This window comes from Streptomyces sp. NPDC048370, from assembly GCF_043200825.1.
In the GTDB taxonomy this organism is placed as follows: domain Bacteria; phylum Actinomycetota; class Actinomycetes; order Streptomycetales; family Streptomycetaceae; genus Streptomyces.
Genome location: NZ_JBICYI010000008.1, coordinates 1 through 14,801 on the forward strand (window position 1 = coordinate 1; position 14,801 = coordinate 14,801).

Consider the following 14,801-nt stretch of genomic DNA (forward strand, 5'->3'; position numbering starts at 1 on the left):
ACCCGTGGCCGGGTCCAGAGCGAGCAGCAGAAGCTCCTCCGGAATTGTTCTGCGGCTCCTGCCCATCCATGCCTCCCCGCGTGGATGAGTCACAGAGTGGCCCCTCTCACATTCATCTGTCGAGAGCGCCTGGGTGCTTCGTACGGGAACCAGTAGGTATGTCGTTCTCGTCTAGCACGGGGGCCAAGGGGTTCACACAGGACACCGATACATGGTTCGGACAGCGCTGGTCGGCTTCGGCATCCCGCAGGACATCGCCGACGAGGGGGCCGGTTCCGAGACCGGGCGGGGCCGACTCCAGTTCCGACGACTGCGATGGTTCGGATTCCGGTTCAGGTTCTGAATCGGGAGGCCGGCGACGCGCGCCTGCGTGCCGCGGTGGCTGGGGTGGGTGGGATCGCAGCTCACGGCCGCAGTGCTGGTGTGGCCGTGATCGGCCGCGGCGAGGATAACGGTTGGGTGTACTGAGCAGGACGGAGATGCTTCGCGCCTACGCTGACGGCACGGAGATCAGCTCCATCTGGAACGACGATCGGGACGGCGGGGACAACGTGAGGCGCGACCGTGAGCACCGGAACAATGACGTACCGGAACCGCTGCGGCAGGCGGCACGGAACTCCACGAACTTCGGCCGCCTTTACCGGCTCGAGCCGCTCCTCTCGATCTACGGCTCACAGGCCGAGCAGGCTGTCTTCGCCAACCCCAACGCGTCCTATGTCAGCGCAGGGCAGTTTGGTGAGGTGTTGGCGGAGGAGCTCGTCCGCCGCCTCGGCCTGCGCGTGAACGGTGATCGGCAGATCGACCGGCTCGAGGCCCTGGACAGGGTGGGGGCCTTGCCGGGCACCACACGCCGTGCCTTCGACGCGCTGCGTCGAGGACGCAATGACGCCGCGCACAACCACCTCTTCGACACGACGAAAGCGTTGGAAGCCGTCCAGACCTGCTTCCAGCTCGGCGATTTCTTCCTTCGCGCCGTCGAGGGTGTGCGCGAGGTCGCAGCCTTCGTCCCGCCCCGCCTGCCGGACGTGGAGTCCGCCGCCGAGCTCGACGAACTGAGGGAAGCCCTCGCCAGCCACCGGGCGACCCTGATCGAGTCCCGTACCCGCCTTGGGGAAGTCCGCTCCAAGCTGGAGGCGGAGCAACAGGCGCGCGCCGAGGCCGAGAACCTGATCGCCGCCGCCGAGCGGGCCCGCGCCGAGGCCGCTGAGCAGGCTGCCCGCTACCGGATCGAGGTCGAGGCGCTCCACGCTGAGCAGCAGCGCCGTTACGACGAGGCCCGCCGCAACCCCCGCAAGATCGCCCACTCCGCGCGGGACGCGATCGTGCAGCGTGCACAGAGCCCGGCGCCGCTCAATGAAGTCCAGGCACGGACCCGTATCGACGAGCTGCTCACCGCCGCCGGCTGGATCGTTCAGAACCGCGACGAGCTGAATCCGGATGCGGGGACCGGTATCGCCGTCCGGGAGTTCCCGGTAGCCACCGGCCGCGCCGACTACGTCCTGTACGTCAACGGCAGGATCGTCGGCGTGATCGAGGCCAAGCGGGAAGGGACCCCGCTGGCCGGCGCCCTCGCCCAGAACGAGCAGTACGCGGCAGGAGTGCTCAAGGAGCACTCGATGGCCGTCTGGAACCAGAATGAGCCCTTCGTCTTCCGCTACGCGACGACCGGCACCGAGACCTACTTCCTCAACCGGATCGACCCACACGCCCGCTCCCGCGAGGTCTTCGCCTTCCATCGCCCGGACACCTTCGCCACCTGGATGCAGCGGGCCGAAGAGAACCCGGACGCACCCACCTACCGAGCCGCCCTGCGGACTCGAGTGCCCCAGCTGGAGTCGCACGGTCTGCGCCTCGCGCAGGTCGAGGCGATCGCCGGCCTGGAGTCCTCGCTGGCGGACGACCGTCCCCGCGCGCTGATCCAGATGGCGACCGGCGCCGGCAAGACCTTCACCGCTGTCACCGAGAGCTACCGCCTGCTCAAGCACGCGGGCGCCCGTCGCATCCTCTTCCTCGTCGACCGCAACAACCTCGGACGTCAGGCCCGCGCCTCGTTCGACAGGTACATCACTCCGGAGGAGAACCGGAAGTTCACCGACCTGTACAACGTGGACGTACTGGGCAGCGCGGGGCTGCAGGACACCTCGTCGGTGGTCATCTCAACGATCCAGCGGATGTACTCCCTGCTCAAGGGCGAGCGATTGGACGACTCCCCCGCCGCCGCCGACATGCAGGAGGTGTCTGGTGGCTCCGCCTTCGACGAAAGCTACGAATCGGACGCTCCGGTCGGCGTCGAGTACAACTCGAAGGTCCCCATCGAGTCCTTCGACGTGATCGTCATCGACGAGTGCCACCGCTCGATCTACGGCCTGTGGCGCGGCGTCCTGGAGTACTTCGACGCTCACCTCGTCGGCCTCACCGCCACCCCGACCCCGCAGACCAAGGGCTTCTTCAACCAGAACATGGTCTCCGAGTACACCTATCCGCAGGCCGTCGCCGACAACGTCAACGTCGACTTCGACGTCGTCCGTGTCAACACCGATCTACGGGAGAACGGCGGCGCGAAGATAGAGAAGGGGACGACCGTCAAGGTCCTGGACCGCGCGACGCGCGAGAAACGTCTGGAGGAGCTGGAGGACGATTTCACCTACACGACCTCCCAGCTCGGCCGCACCGTCATCACCCCGGACGAGATCCGCGCCGTCCTCGTCACCTACCGCGACAACTGGCGGCGCTGGTTCCCGGGCCGGGCCGAGATCCCCAAGACCCTGATCTTCGCGGCGGGCGACCACCACGCCGAGGACGTCATCAAAGAGGTCAAGGAAGTCTTCAGTCGGGGGGACGACTTCGCCAAGAAGATCACTTACCGCTCACGCGACAACGGCGAGGACCCGGACCAGCTCATCAATGACCTGCGCAACTCCGCCCTGCTGCGGGTCGCAGTCACCGTCGACATGATCGCTACGGGCACGGACATCCAGCCCTTGGAAGTGGTCATCTTCCTGCGTGACGTCAAGAGCCCGACCCTCTTCGAGCAGATGAAGGGCCGCGGCGCCCGCACCATCGACCCCGAAGATCTGAAGGCGGTCACCCCGGAGGCAGCGGCCGACCTCACCAAAGACCGCTTCATCATGATCGACGCGGTCGGCGTCACGGACTCGCCCCTGGTCGACGCCCGCCCGCTGGCGTCATCGGACAGCCGAGGGCTGTCACTGCAGAAGTTGATGGACAAAGCAGGCAGCCGCAGTCTTACCGCCGATCAGGCCGGCACCTTGGCCCGTCGCCTCGCCCGAGTCAACCGGCAGCTCGACAAGGACCAGCAGCAGGCCGTCGAGGCGCAGACCGGGGGAGTCCCGCTGACCTCGATCGTCCGCGCCATCACGGACGCCGCCGACGTCGACAGCCAGGACCAGGCATACCGCCGGGGCGGAGCAGCCGAGGCCCGCCGCCTCATTCACGAGGCGATATCGCCGCTCACCACCAATCCCGAGCTCCGCAAGACCATTCTCAGGATCCGCCACAACCAGGACCTTACGTACGACGAGGTCACGGAAGTAACGGTCACCGAGGTCGTCGAGGTGCCGCGCAAGGAGCGGTCCCGTGTCGAACTGGAGCACTGGCGCGAGCTACTGGAAGAGGAACAAGAGCGGGCCCGCTCGGCCGGGGAGGAAGCAGCCCTCCAGGTCATCCTGGGCAGCGGCGTACGACACCGTCCGGAGGCGGCCCGCGCCTACCTCAAAAATCTCGAGACCAAGATCAAGGCGGGCAACGCGGCCTGGACCACGGCCGCGCTCTGGGGAAAGTACGAAGACCTGGGCAAGACCGCCGAGCCCCCCGGCAAGAACGCCGGCATCGGTGACCTGATGAACCTCATCCGCTACGAGCTCGGCGTCGACGACACGTTGCGCCCGTACCATACGGTTGTCGAGGCGCGCTTCGAGAACTGGCTGGAGCGCCGGCGTCAGGCAGGCGCCGACTTCACCGACGACCAGCTCTGGTACCTGGAGCGCATCATGGACGTCATTGCTGTCGGCGTCGGCGTCGAACGCGCCGATTTCAACAGCGCGCCGTTCACCGAACGTGGCGGCGGGCGGGGGTTCGTGAACGCGTTCGGAGGCCAGCCGGACAAAGCGCTTGAACTTCTGGACGAACTCAACAGGGATGTGGCTTGAGCAAGGGTAATGACGGGGTGCCATCGGGGTGGATCCAGACCCCCCTGGCCGATGTTGTCGACGTTCTCGATCGATATCGCATCCCGGTGAGCGCAAAAGAACGTTCCCAGAGGGCGGGAAATGTCCCGTATTTCGGCGCGTCCGGACAGGTCGGCTGGATTGACGAGGCGATCTTCGACGAGGATCTGACGCTTCTCGGCGAGGATGGAGTTCAGTTCTTTGATCAAACCAAGAAAAAGGCGTATTTGATCTCAGGCAAGAGCTGGGTCAACAACCACGCCCACGTCTTGAGAGCTCGATCAGAGATCCTCGATTGGCGATACCTCTGCCACTACCTCAACGTATTCAATTACGAAGGATATGCAAACGGCACGACGCGACTGAAGCTGACCAAGGCCGCGATGCTCGGCATCCCCGTCCTGCTCCCTCCCTTGGGCGAACAGGTCCGCATCGTCGAGGCCCTCGAAGAGCAGCTCTCGCGGCTCGACTCTGCAGAGATGGCGCTGAAGCGCAATTCCGCCCGCGTCAAGCGACTCGTCCCGCGCGTCATGACACAGATCCTGGCGGACGCTGGAGGTGAGGAACTTCGATTGGATCAACTCGCCGAAGTTCGACTCGGCCGCCAACGATCACCCAAGAATCATCAGGGCGAGAACATGGTGCCCTACCTGCGCGCGGCAAATGTCGGCTGGCAGGGTCTCCTGCTCGACGACGTCAAGGAAATGAACTTCTCCGGCAAGGAAACCGAGAGGTACAGACTCAGAGACGGCGACATCGTCCTCAGCGAAGCTTCGGGAAGCCCCGGCGAAGTCGGAAAGCCGGCGATCTGGCGCGGCGAAATCGAGAACTGCTGCTTCCAGAACACCTTGATTCGCGTCCGCCCTACCGGAATCGATCCGGAGTTCCTTCTGCTCTATCTGCGCTGCCTCGCACTTCGGGGTGACTTTCGCGCGGGGGCTCGTGGAGTCGGGATTCATCACCTGGGAGCTGCGAAGCTCGCCTCCTGGCCTGTCCCGGTGCCCAGCCAGGAGAAACAGAAGGAAGCTGTCGAAAAGATCCAGTCGTTCTTGGATCTGATCGATGCGACTTCCCCTGCCTTCTCCTCGAAAGGTGACGTCGCGAAGCGCGCTACCGCCCTCCGCACCGCCCTCCTCCGCAAGGCCTTCAACGGAACCCTCGTCCCTCAGGACCCCGCCGACGAGCCCGCCTCCGAGTTGCTGGCCCGGATCAAATCCGGGCAGGAGGCTGCCGCCGCTTCCAAGAATCCGCGCACGGGTGGCACTCGCACGGGTGGCCCTCGCAAGCCCGCCAAGACGGCACAGGCTGCCGACGACCGACCGCCCGCACCGGCCCCGACTGCCGCCCCTACCATCGCTGTTCAGCAGGAGTTCGAGCTGTGACGACCACCCCGGCCACCACCGCGTCCCAAGCGAAGCCCGCCAAGGCTGCCGCGCAGACCAACCACCTCGTCGCCAAGCTCTGGAACTATTGCAACGTCCTCCGGGACAACGGCATGTCCACCATCGAGTACGTCGAGCAGCTCTCCTACCTGCTCTTCCTCAAGATGGTCGACGAGTTGGAGCACGACCCCTTCGAGACCCGCGACTTCAGCGCCATCGTGCCGCCCAAGTACAACTGGGCCTCCCTCGTCTCCAAGCGCGGATTCGAGCTGGAGAGGCACTACAGCGAGACACTCGAAGTGCTCGGCTCCCAGCCCAGGACGACGATCGGCACGATCTTCGCCGGTGCCCAGAACCGCATCACCAAGCCCGCCCTCCTGGAGAAGCTGGTCGTCGAGCTGATCGGCAAGGAGGACTGGACGGTCACCGGGACGGACCTCAAGGGGGACGCCTACGAAGGCCTACTGAACAAGGGTGCGTCCGACACCAAGACCGGTGCCGGCCAGTACTTCACCCCGCGTGCGCTGATCGACGCGATGGTCGACGTCTGCCAGCCGCGCCCTTCCGATACCATCACGGACCCCGCCTGCGGCACCGGCGGCTTCCTGATCGCGGCCTTCGCCTACCTGAACAAGCACCACATCAGCAAGATGCCGATGGAAGAACGGCGGGCGTTCGACACCGGCGAGAAGATCTGGGGCAACGAGCTGGTCACCGGCACCGCCCGGCTCGCCGCCATGAACATGCTGCTCCACGGCATCGGCAAGAGCGACGGGCCCAGCCTGATCACCGTCGGCGATGCACTCGCCGAGAAGCCGAGCGGCAAGCACGCCTCTCTCGTCCTCGCCAACCCGCCCTTCGGGCGCAAGTCCGCGATCACAGTGGTCGGTCAGGACGGCGAAGTCGAGAAGGAGGACGTCCAGTACGACCGCGACGATTTCACCGCCACCACCACCAACAAGCAGCTCAATTTCCTGCAGCACATCATGTCGCTGACGGCCGTGAACGGCAGGGCAGCGGTCGTCCTGCCGGACAACGTCCTCTTCGAAGGCGGAGCCGGCGAGAAGGTCCGCCGCAAGCTACTCAAGGAGTTCGACCTCCACACCCTCCTGCGTCTGCCCACCGGCATCTTCTACGCAGGTGGTGTCAAGGCGAACGTCCTGTTCTTCGACAAGAAGCCCCCGCGCGCGGACGGCAAGCCGCACACCACGGAGACGTGGGTCTACGACTTCCGCACCGGCCAGCACTTCACCCTCAAGCAGCGCCCTCTGACTCGCGCCCACCTCGACGATTTCGTCGCCGTATACAAGCCGGGGGAGCCCGCCGGCGCCCGTGTCGAGGTAAAGGACGAGGAGAGTGGGGATTTCGGTCGTTGGCGCGCGTTCTCGTACGAGGAATTGACCGCCCGCGACAAGGTCAACCTCGACATCTCCTGGCTCAAGGACCCAGCCCTGGAGGACGCGGACAGCGACCTGCCGCCCGAGGTCATCGCCGAGGAGATCGTCAGAGACCTGCAGTCGGCTCTCGTCGAGTTCGCCGCCATCGCCACGTCTCTGGGCGGAGACGTCAACGTTCCGGAGGCCGAGGAGGAGTAGAGCGCTTCGTTCCGGCCAACGTCGAGCAAGATTCCGGCAGATGGCTTGACCCGGCTCCAAGGTACGCGTGGACGATCACTCCGACCCATCCACTGCGCAGCGAGGATTCGCATGGCCATCCCCCACCCACAGACCCGCCCATTCGCGTCGTTCAGCATGAATCTGACGTATGCCAGGAAGATGGTGACGGCCGGGCGGGCCCTGGAGGTGTTACGCCCCGACGGCATCGACACGGGGGACTTCTACCGGGCGGCCTGGGTGCAGGCCATCTCGGCCCTGGAGCACTGGGTGCAGGAGGAGGTGCTCCGCAGAGTTGCCGAGCGGGCGGACAAGGACAGCCCGCAGATGCCCGGGAAACTGCGCGAGTTCCGGCTCCCCTTGGAAAGCGTGGAGTCGGTACAGCGCGGCGACGTCTCGCTGGCGGAGGCGGTCGTCGAGCACGTCCGGGCCGATGTCGCCTACCGCTCCCTGCAGAACCCCGACGCCATCGCCCAGATCATGGAGAGCACCGAGCGGTCGTCGGGCCACGGGGCCCGGTCCTCGTCGTCCCAGTTGGTGGCTCCCCACTTTCTGGCGCCGGGACCACCCATGACCACCCACATCGAGAAACTCATCCAGCAGCTCGACGACTCGACCGGCCCGTCGTACGACGCCCGCGCAGAACTGATCGACATCGGCCCCGACGCCATCCCCGTCCTCATCGACGGACTGCCCTCCCTCGGCGGCTTCGGTCAGCTGACCGCCATCGAGGTCTTCGAAGAGGTGGCGGACCCGCGCTGCGGCCCGGCCCTGATTGCCCTCCTGGGCAGCGACGACTCCACCGTCCGGGAATGGGCGGCAATGGCCCTGGCGAGCCTGGAGATCGACGGCGCGGTCGAGCCCCTGCGCCGCGCCTACCGCGCCTGCCTTGAACGGGCGACCCCGCCCGACTGCTGGAAGCCACCGAAGCCCCCGTCGGCGACAACATCTTCGTCGCCCCCACTTGGATCGACCGGACCGACCTGCACCCCGAGAGGTGACCGATGCCGTCCCAGCACCCCGAGGAAGTCGGCTACGGCCACGTGGTCGAGAGCTACGTGACGAGGATGCACGGCGGCCTCCCGCGCTATCTCGTACTGAATGGCGGGCGGTTCCTGGGCCCCCGGTGGTGGCACACCACACGCTTTACCCGGCACCTGATCGCTGACGCCGCTGCGATCAACGACGAGGAACTGGAAGCCCTCCTCGGCTACGAATGGCGCTCACGCCTCACTGCCGCCTGGCTGATCGGCATCGACCGCCGCGAACGGTTCAGAGCACGCATGGGCGACCTGCTCATGGCCAGCGAGGTCTGCTACTCCGGCAGCGCCTACTGCTTCGCCCTGGCCCGCTTCGGCACACACGCCGACGCCGAGATCCTCACCGCCTACCTCGACCACTACCTCCCCCGCACCGACCTCCACTACGACCAGCCCGCCGCCCTGGGCGCCCTCCTCCGCCTCGACGCCCTCCTCGGCACCCACCACGCCAACCGCTTCACGGAGCCCGATGGCCTCTGGGACCGGTGGGTCCAGGCCCTTGCGCACCTCCAGGACTCTCCCTACTTCACCCCTGCCGAACAGCGCCGATTGACCGACCTCCTCTGCGACTTCGCCAACGGCTGGACCAGCCCGTGATCCTGTCATTCTCGATCGCTTTGTCCCGATCGTGGTCGACCCCGGTCACTCCGAGGAACGTACGGGGAACAACGGAGAGCGAAAGAGGCAACGGGCAACACCGCCGAACCCCGATTCTCCAGGCACGCGTCGTGCCAGACTATTTCCGGATGCGAAGCGCCACGGCGCCGTCACAGCGGGTGCTCGCCGTCGGGTTTTGTGTCGACCGGTGGTCGTCGGATGACGGCTCCCCGTGGGGGCGGACAGCTCTCGCGGTCACTGTTCAAGGGGAGGTTGATGATGAGCACGACTTTACGTTTTGGCCCGGAACTTCGCCGTTTACGAGTGGAAGCGGGGCTGACTCTGACCGAGTTCTCCGTGGCGCTCAACTACGACAAAGGGCACCTCAGCAAGGTCGAGCGCGGGGAGCGTTCCGCGTCCCCCGAACTGGCCCGGCGGTGCGACGCCTTCCTCGGCGCGGACGGCGAGTTGCAGCGCCTGGTCACCCGTCCCGAGACGGACTCGGACTCGGGCACCGCCGAATCACCCGCCGGTCCGAGCCGCTGGCTCATAGGGCGCCGGGCGGTCCTCTCGGCGGGTACGGGAGCGCTGATCGACCTCGGCCTGAAACTCGGCGGTCAAGCGGTGTCCTCTACCGACGATCCCCTCCTGCCCTCCTTCCGTATGCAGTTCGACCAACTTCGGAAGCTCGGCCAGTCCACCGCGCCCAAGGTCCTGCTGCCCCTGCTGGAGACGCAGACCCGCATGGTCGCCGGGCTGGCTGTCGACGCCCGATCCGCTTCTCGGGCCCCGGCGCTCCTGCTCGCCTCGCGGTTCGCGGAGTTCACCGGCTGGATGGCCCAGGAGGCCGGGGACAGCGACGCGGCACTCGGCTGGACGGGCGAGGCCGCCGAACTGGCGCGCGCCGGGGGTGACCCGTACCTCGGTTCCTACGCACTGGTGCGACGCGCCCTGGTCACGATGTACGGCGGGGACGCCGCCGGCACCGTCTCCCTGGCCCGCCGCGCCCAGAGCAGCGAACTCCCGCCGCGCATCCGGGGACTCGCGGCCCAACGGGAGGCCCAGGGGCACGCGCTCGTCGGCAACGAAGTCGACTGCCTCCGCAGCCTCGACAGGGCGCGGGAACTGCTCGCCAGCGACGACGCCCGCAACGGCGCCGAGCCCGTCATCGGCACCTCTCATGTAAGCGATCCGGCGGCGATGTCGACCGGCTGGTGCCTGCACGACCTCGGCCGCCCCAAGGCCGCCGCCGAGGTACTCGACCGTGAGTACCGCCGCCTCCCGCCGCACGCGCTGCGCACCCGCGCCCGGTACGGGTTCCGCAGGTCCCTGGCCCACGCCGCTTCCGGAGAGGTCGAGCACGCGTGCACGATCGCCGCGGAGCTGCTCGGCTTGATGCCGGCCGTTCCGTCGGCAACGGTAAACAGCGACGTTCGGCGTCTCGCACGGGAACTCTCCCGGTTCCGGAGCAGCCGCGCCGTACGTGATTTGCAGCCCACGCTGGCACGCGTACTCGCCCCCGCGCACGACTGACAGCCGCTCCAGGACCGACACCGGCTGGAGCCGCCCGGCTCGCCGGATCCCTGGTCCCGGTCCCGGTCCGTCCGGACCTGCAGACCTGCTGATCCCTGCCCGACGCAACACGCCGAGCGGCAAGCCCTCGCTTCCTTCGGGCTGCCCGCGACCAGTGACCCGCCGGGCGGCGCACCCTCCTCCTTACGCCTCCGATGGCTGCGCCATGCCGCCACGAGGTCGCGCTCCCCATCTCCGTCCTCCGTTCCTCTCACGAAGGGAATCGGCATGTCCGACGTCTTCATCAACTACCGCACAGGCGACGAGGAATCCGCCGCGACCCTGATCGCCCGGGAGCTCGTCCGGCGGTTCGGCCGCGAGCACATCTTCTTCGCCAGCAATTCGATCGAGCTCGGACACCGCTTCCCGGCGGAACTGGACGGGGCGGCGGAGAAGTGCGACGCGCTCATCGCGGTGATCGGCCCGCGCTGGGCGAAGGTCCTGGGGCCCGACGGCCGCCCCGCCCTCGAAGCCGAGCAGGACTGGACCCGGCGCGAGATCCGGACCGCGCTCGACCGCGGAATCCTGGTCATCCCCGTGCTCGTCGGAAAGGCCACGCGGATCGACCGCCTTGTCCTCCCAGAAGACCTGCGTGAGCTGGCGGACTGCCAGTACAAGCGCTTCGACCACCGCAACAGCGACGCGGACCTGGCGGTGCTCGGCGACGCCCTGGCCCGGCAGCTCCCCGAGCTGGGCAAGCTGGACCGCGACGCCCCCGCGGCGCGGGACAGGGCGGAGACGAAGTCCCGCAAGGGGTCGGCCAAGGACGCGGGGCACACCAGGATGCGGACGCGGGACGTCGAGCAACGCGTGCGCGGCGGCATCGGAAACCTCAACGGCGACCTCGGCACCTTCGTCAACGAGCCCCAAGGGCCGGTGAACACCGGCCCGGGGCCCCAGTACAACGCCCCCCACTTCGAGGGTGACAACACGGGCCAGTTCACCGCGGGCGACAACAGCGGCACCGTCCACCAGCGCTTCGAGCGCGAGCGCCGGCCCTCGGACGACCGACGATGACCGCGCAGGACCGCGTCACCGTCAACGATGCGCGTGGCCCGGTGAACAACGGCCCGGGGCCCCAGTACGTCATCTACGGCGCCCGAGCTGCCTGGAGGATCCGCAGAAGTGCGGAACCCCTGCGGATCGTCCGCGAGGACCGGTTGCATCTGGCCGACCGGTTCGCCTCACCGGTGAACTACCGCGTCGCCGCCGACCGCGTGGAGAAGCCGGGCTCGGTGGTGCTGCTCGACGCCCAGCCCGGCACCGGCCGTCGCGCCGCGGCGATCATGCTGCTGCACGAGCTCGGTGAGGACGGCGACACCGAGGAGGGAGACGTCCGGTTCGAGGAGCTTCTCACTCCGGACAAGCCCAAGGACGGGGACGGGGACGGGGACGTGGAACCTGCTGCCCCCGGTGCGGGGGACCGCTTCCTCCTCGACCTCTCCCGGATCGCCGACGAGGAGGCGTACGCCGAGGCCCAGCACCGCTTGGCCGGGCTCCGGTCACAGGTCCAGGAGGCCGGGGCCCACTTGGTCGTCGTCCTGCCCTCGGACATGACGCACACCCATCCGCCGGAGCTCGCACCGCAGACGGTGACACTGGAACGCCCCCGGGGCATCGCCGTCATCACCCGGTACCTCCGGATGGACCTGATGCCCTTCCGCCCCGCGGACCTGGAGCGCCCCGACCTCCGACTCCTGTGCGACCGCTCCCCCATGCGGGAACTGGCGCGGCTGGCTGGCCTGGTGAGGACCGCTCGCGACAGCGGCCGGTTTGGCACCGACTTCGCGAGCTGGCTTGAAGAGGCCTTGCGCGCGGTGAAGGACCGCGCCGCCGAGGTGGGCCAGCGAGTGGCCGCGGCCGGCACCGCGCCCGAGCGGGCCCTGCTGCTCGCGGCGGCGGTGTTCGAGGAAGCGCACGCCGACACCGTCCACGAGGCGTGGCGCGGCCTGCTGAAGACGGTGGGGCACGAGGAAGAGGCGACCACCGAACTCGCGCGGATGGATTTCGGGCAGCGGTTGAGGGACCTCGGGATCGAGCGGGCCCCGGACGGACGGCTCCGCTTCGAGCAACTGGCCTACGCCGACGCGGTACGGACGTACTTCTGGGCGAACTTCCCCGGACTGCGCGACAAGCTCGCGGAATGGATCGGCGTGGCCGCCGGGCTCCCCGGTCTGACCACCGACGACCGGGTGAACATCGTCGTCCGCTTCGGCGAGCGATCGCTGGCCGTCGGGCGACCCGACCACCTCTTCGACCTCGCGGCTCGGTGGGCGAACGGCGCGACCGGGGCGTCCAGCGACCCGCGAGCCGTGGCGGCCCTCGAACTCGGCCTCAGCCACGAGGGGTTCGGGGTCTGGTTCCGCAGGCGGATGTACGACTGCGTGAACTCCAGCTCCTTGTCGGACGGTCTCGTCCGCGCCCTAACCGCCGCGTGCGTCCGGAGTCTCGCCTCGACCCACCCCGATCAGGCCGTCGTGCGGCTGCGGCACCTCGCCGCACGGGAAGGGGAGGCGGCCCGCGCGGCCGGGGAGGCACTCTTCGGGCTCGTCGGCAACGACCGCCGGCTGTACCGATTGCTGATCGACCGTCTACGGGTCCCGGCGCGCCGGGAGTCCCGCGCGGCCGAGCCCCCTCTTCGGCTCCTCACCGCGCTGTTGAGGAGCGACCGGGTACCGGGCCCGCCGCGGTGGCCGGACCTGTTCCTGGGCTGGGAGACGGTCTTCGCCCAACCACCGACGAAGCTCTGGGATCCGCTGGTGAAGAGCTGGCTCGACACCGTGGAGGGCGACCGTACTCGGGAAGTGGCGCTGGACGTGATGGTCGGGGCGACGCACGGCCGCACGGTCGCCCTCCACCGCCTCTACACCATCGCCTGCGACTGGGCGGGGACCGCGCGCAACTCCTCCCGAGCGGCCGTCGCCGCCGTTTTCTGGCAGCACATCGACCACGCACAGTACGCCCGCACCGAGAGTACGGAGCGTGCGGGCGCCGGACCACCGACCACGGAAGAGGCACGATGAAACACCGCTTTCCCAGCCTGCTGTTCGTCGCTCTCTGCGGCCTCGCGCCGGCCGTGCTCGGAAACCTCCTGCACTGGTCGGCGTGGCTGTGGGGCTTCATGTCCATGGTCACAGCCTCGGGCTCCCTGCTGCTCGTGATGACGGTCCTCAGCGGTGGCCGCGCGTCGGCCGCCCCGTACCGGCCCGGGGTACCTGAACCGCCCGCGGCGCCGACGGAGCAGCCGTACCAGGAGACACGGGTTGTCGACGCGGCGTTGCCGAGCGCGGCGAACGGCTACGACTTCCTCTTCTCCGCCACCGTGTGGTGGAGGCCGGTCCCCGACCACGCCGACCGGTCCGACGACGCCTCCCCGGCCCTCGCCGTGTCCTCGATCGTCAGCCGGGCCCTGGAGGTCGTCCACCGCGAGGAGCCCGGCCGCGCGAGCTTCGCGCGGTATCTCCTGGAAGGGGAGCTGGGCGTCCCGCTCCCGGACCCGAGCGGACAGGTGAAGGCCCTGGCGGTCGATGTGACGCTGGCCCTCGCCCCCGCCGACCGCGAGCGCCTACGGAAGTTGAACGACCTTCGCAAGGACGAGGAGATCTGGGAGTACGAGCGTCAGCACGAGCGCAACAAGCGGCGTTACCTCGGTGACGACGTGCTCAAGAGCGCGGGCAGCGCGGTGGTGTGGTGGCTGGCCCGTCACGAGAACGAAATCGAGAAGGCGGTCGACATGATCGGCCCGCTCGCCCAGATCGCGGCGGCGGCCAACGACGAGGAGGTGCCTGAACTCTTCCGTCACCTGCTCGTCCCGCCCGTGGGCTCGCGAAGCGAGGCGACCGTCGGGGGCCCGCTATGGGGCGGACACAGCCAGGGAGGAGGGGCGTTCGACCCCGAGGAGGAAGTGGGGGTTTCGGATCGGCTGCTCCTGTTGCTGGCGGCGGTAGGCCTGAAGCCGGACATGGACGAGTACACGGTGTTCGTGCACCGTGTAGTGCGGAGCCTGGAAGCGGCCGGGCTGGACGAGGCCGCCGAGGAGATCAGGCGGACCCTTCTCCTGGCGCCTGACGAGGGCGGGGGCGAGGGGCCGGACGGTGGACCTTCGGACGAGGGCTCCACGGGGGACTCGCCGTTCACCGACGCGGCCGCAAGCACGTTCACGCCGGGGGCAGCGGAGAGCAGTGCGGGCGAACGGAACCACGACTGGCAGGAGGCGGCCGAGGAGGACATGACGCCTCCGTACTTCTGGGACACCTCGCAAAGCCCGCACCGGCCCGCCGCACCTCTGGACGAGGACGGGAGCTGACCCGGACGTCGGACACCGTTCCACGGTCTACGACACGTAGCCGCTCCAGGTTCTGCGGACTGCTGCGGACAGCACAACGGCCTGACCTGCTTTCTCGCAGGTCA

The 14,801-nt window shown here is 68.1% G+C and carries 10 protein-coding genes; all 10 read left to right on the top strand.

The window, feature by feature from the left end:
- Nucleotides 1–211 precede the first annotated feature (211 nt).
- The 10 genes from ACGFYP_RS18800 to ACGFYP_RS18845 all read left to right on the top strand — a co-directional run bounded on the left by ACGFYP_RS18800 (nt 212) and on the right by ACGFYP_RS18845 (nt 14,697).
- A complete protein-coding gene (locus ACGFYP_RS18800; protein WP_393494379.1) occupies nt 212–343 on the top strand; it encodes a hypothetical protein in 132 nt (43 codons plus the stop codon).
- Between the two features lie 136 nt (nt 344–479).
- Nucleotides 480–4,169: a DEAD/DEAH box helicase family protein gene (locus ACGFYP_RS18805; RefSeq protein ID WP_393494382.1), complete on the top strand. Its 3,690-nt coding sequence runs from the start codon at nt 480–482 to the stop codon at nt 4,167–4,169.
- The gene (locus ACGFYP_RS18810; protein WP_393494385.1) at nt 4,166–5,569 is read left to right on the top strand and encodes a restriction endonuclease subunit S; all 1,404 of its coding nucleotides are present in this window, start codon (nt 4,166–4,168) and stop codon (nt 5,567–5,569) included. The genes ACGFYP_RS18805 and ACGFYP_RS18810 overlap by 4 nt, the downstream gene beginning before the upstream one ends.
- Nucleotides 5,566–7,164 carry an N-6 DNA methylase gene (locus ACGFYP_RS18815; protein WP_393494388.1) on the top strand — a complete coding sequence of 533 codons (1,599 nt, stop codon included), beginning with the start codon at nt 5,566–5,568 and terminating at the stop codon, nt 7,162–7,164. The genes ACGFYP_RS18810 and ACGFYP_RS18815 overlap by 4 nt, the downstream gene beginning before the upstream one ends.
- Before the next feature lie 156 nt (nt 7,165–7,320).
- On the top strand, nt 7,321–8,244 hold the full coding sequence (locus ACGFYP_RS18820) for a HEAT repeat domain-containing protein (protein WP_393494391.1): 924 nt from the start codon (nt 7,321–7,323) through the stop codon (nt 8,242–8,244).
- Entirely contained in the window at nt 8,187–8,819 is a 633-nt protein-coding gene (locus tag ACGFYP_RS18825; RefSeq protein ID WP_393494394.1) for a DUF6000 family protein, read from the top strand. The genes ACGFYP_RS18820 and ACGFYP_RS18825 overlap by 58 nt, the downstream gene beginning before the upstream one ends.
- 279 nt (nt 8,820–9,098) lie before the next feature.
- A complete protein-coding gene (locus ACGFYP_RS18830) occupies nt 9,099–10,352 on the top strand; it encodes a helix-turn-helix domain-containing protein (protein WP_393495051.1) in 1,254 nt (417 codons plus the stop codon).
- Nucleotides 10,353–10,619: 267 nt separating this feature from the next.
- Nucleotides 10,620–11,408, top strand: coding sequence for a toll/interleukin-1 receptor domain-containing protein (locus ACGFYP_RS18835; RefSeq protein ID WP_393494397.1), 789 nt, complete (start codon nt 10,620–10,622; stop codon nt 11,406–11,408).
- Nucleotides 11,405–13,414: a hypothetical protein gene (locus tag ACGFYP_RS18840; protein WP_393494400.1), complete on the top strand. Its 2,010-nt coding sequence runs from the start codon at nt 11,405–11,407 to the stop codon at nt 13,412–13,414. The genes ACGFYP_RS18835 and ACGFYP_RS18840 overlap by 4 nt, the downstream gene beginning before the upstream one ends.
- Nucleotides 13,411–14,697 carry a hypothetical protein gene (locus ACGFYP_RS18845; RefSeq protein ID WP_393494403.1) on the top strand — a complete coding sequence of 429 codons (1,287 nt, stop codon included), beginning with the start codon at nt 13,411–13,413 and terminating at the stop codon, nt 14,695–14,697. The genes ACGFYP_RS18840 and ACGFYP_RS18845 overlap by 4 nt, the downstream gene beginning before the upstream one ends.
- Nucleotides 14,698–14,801 lie beyond the last annotated feature (104 nt).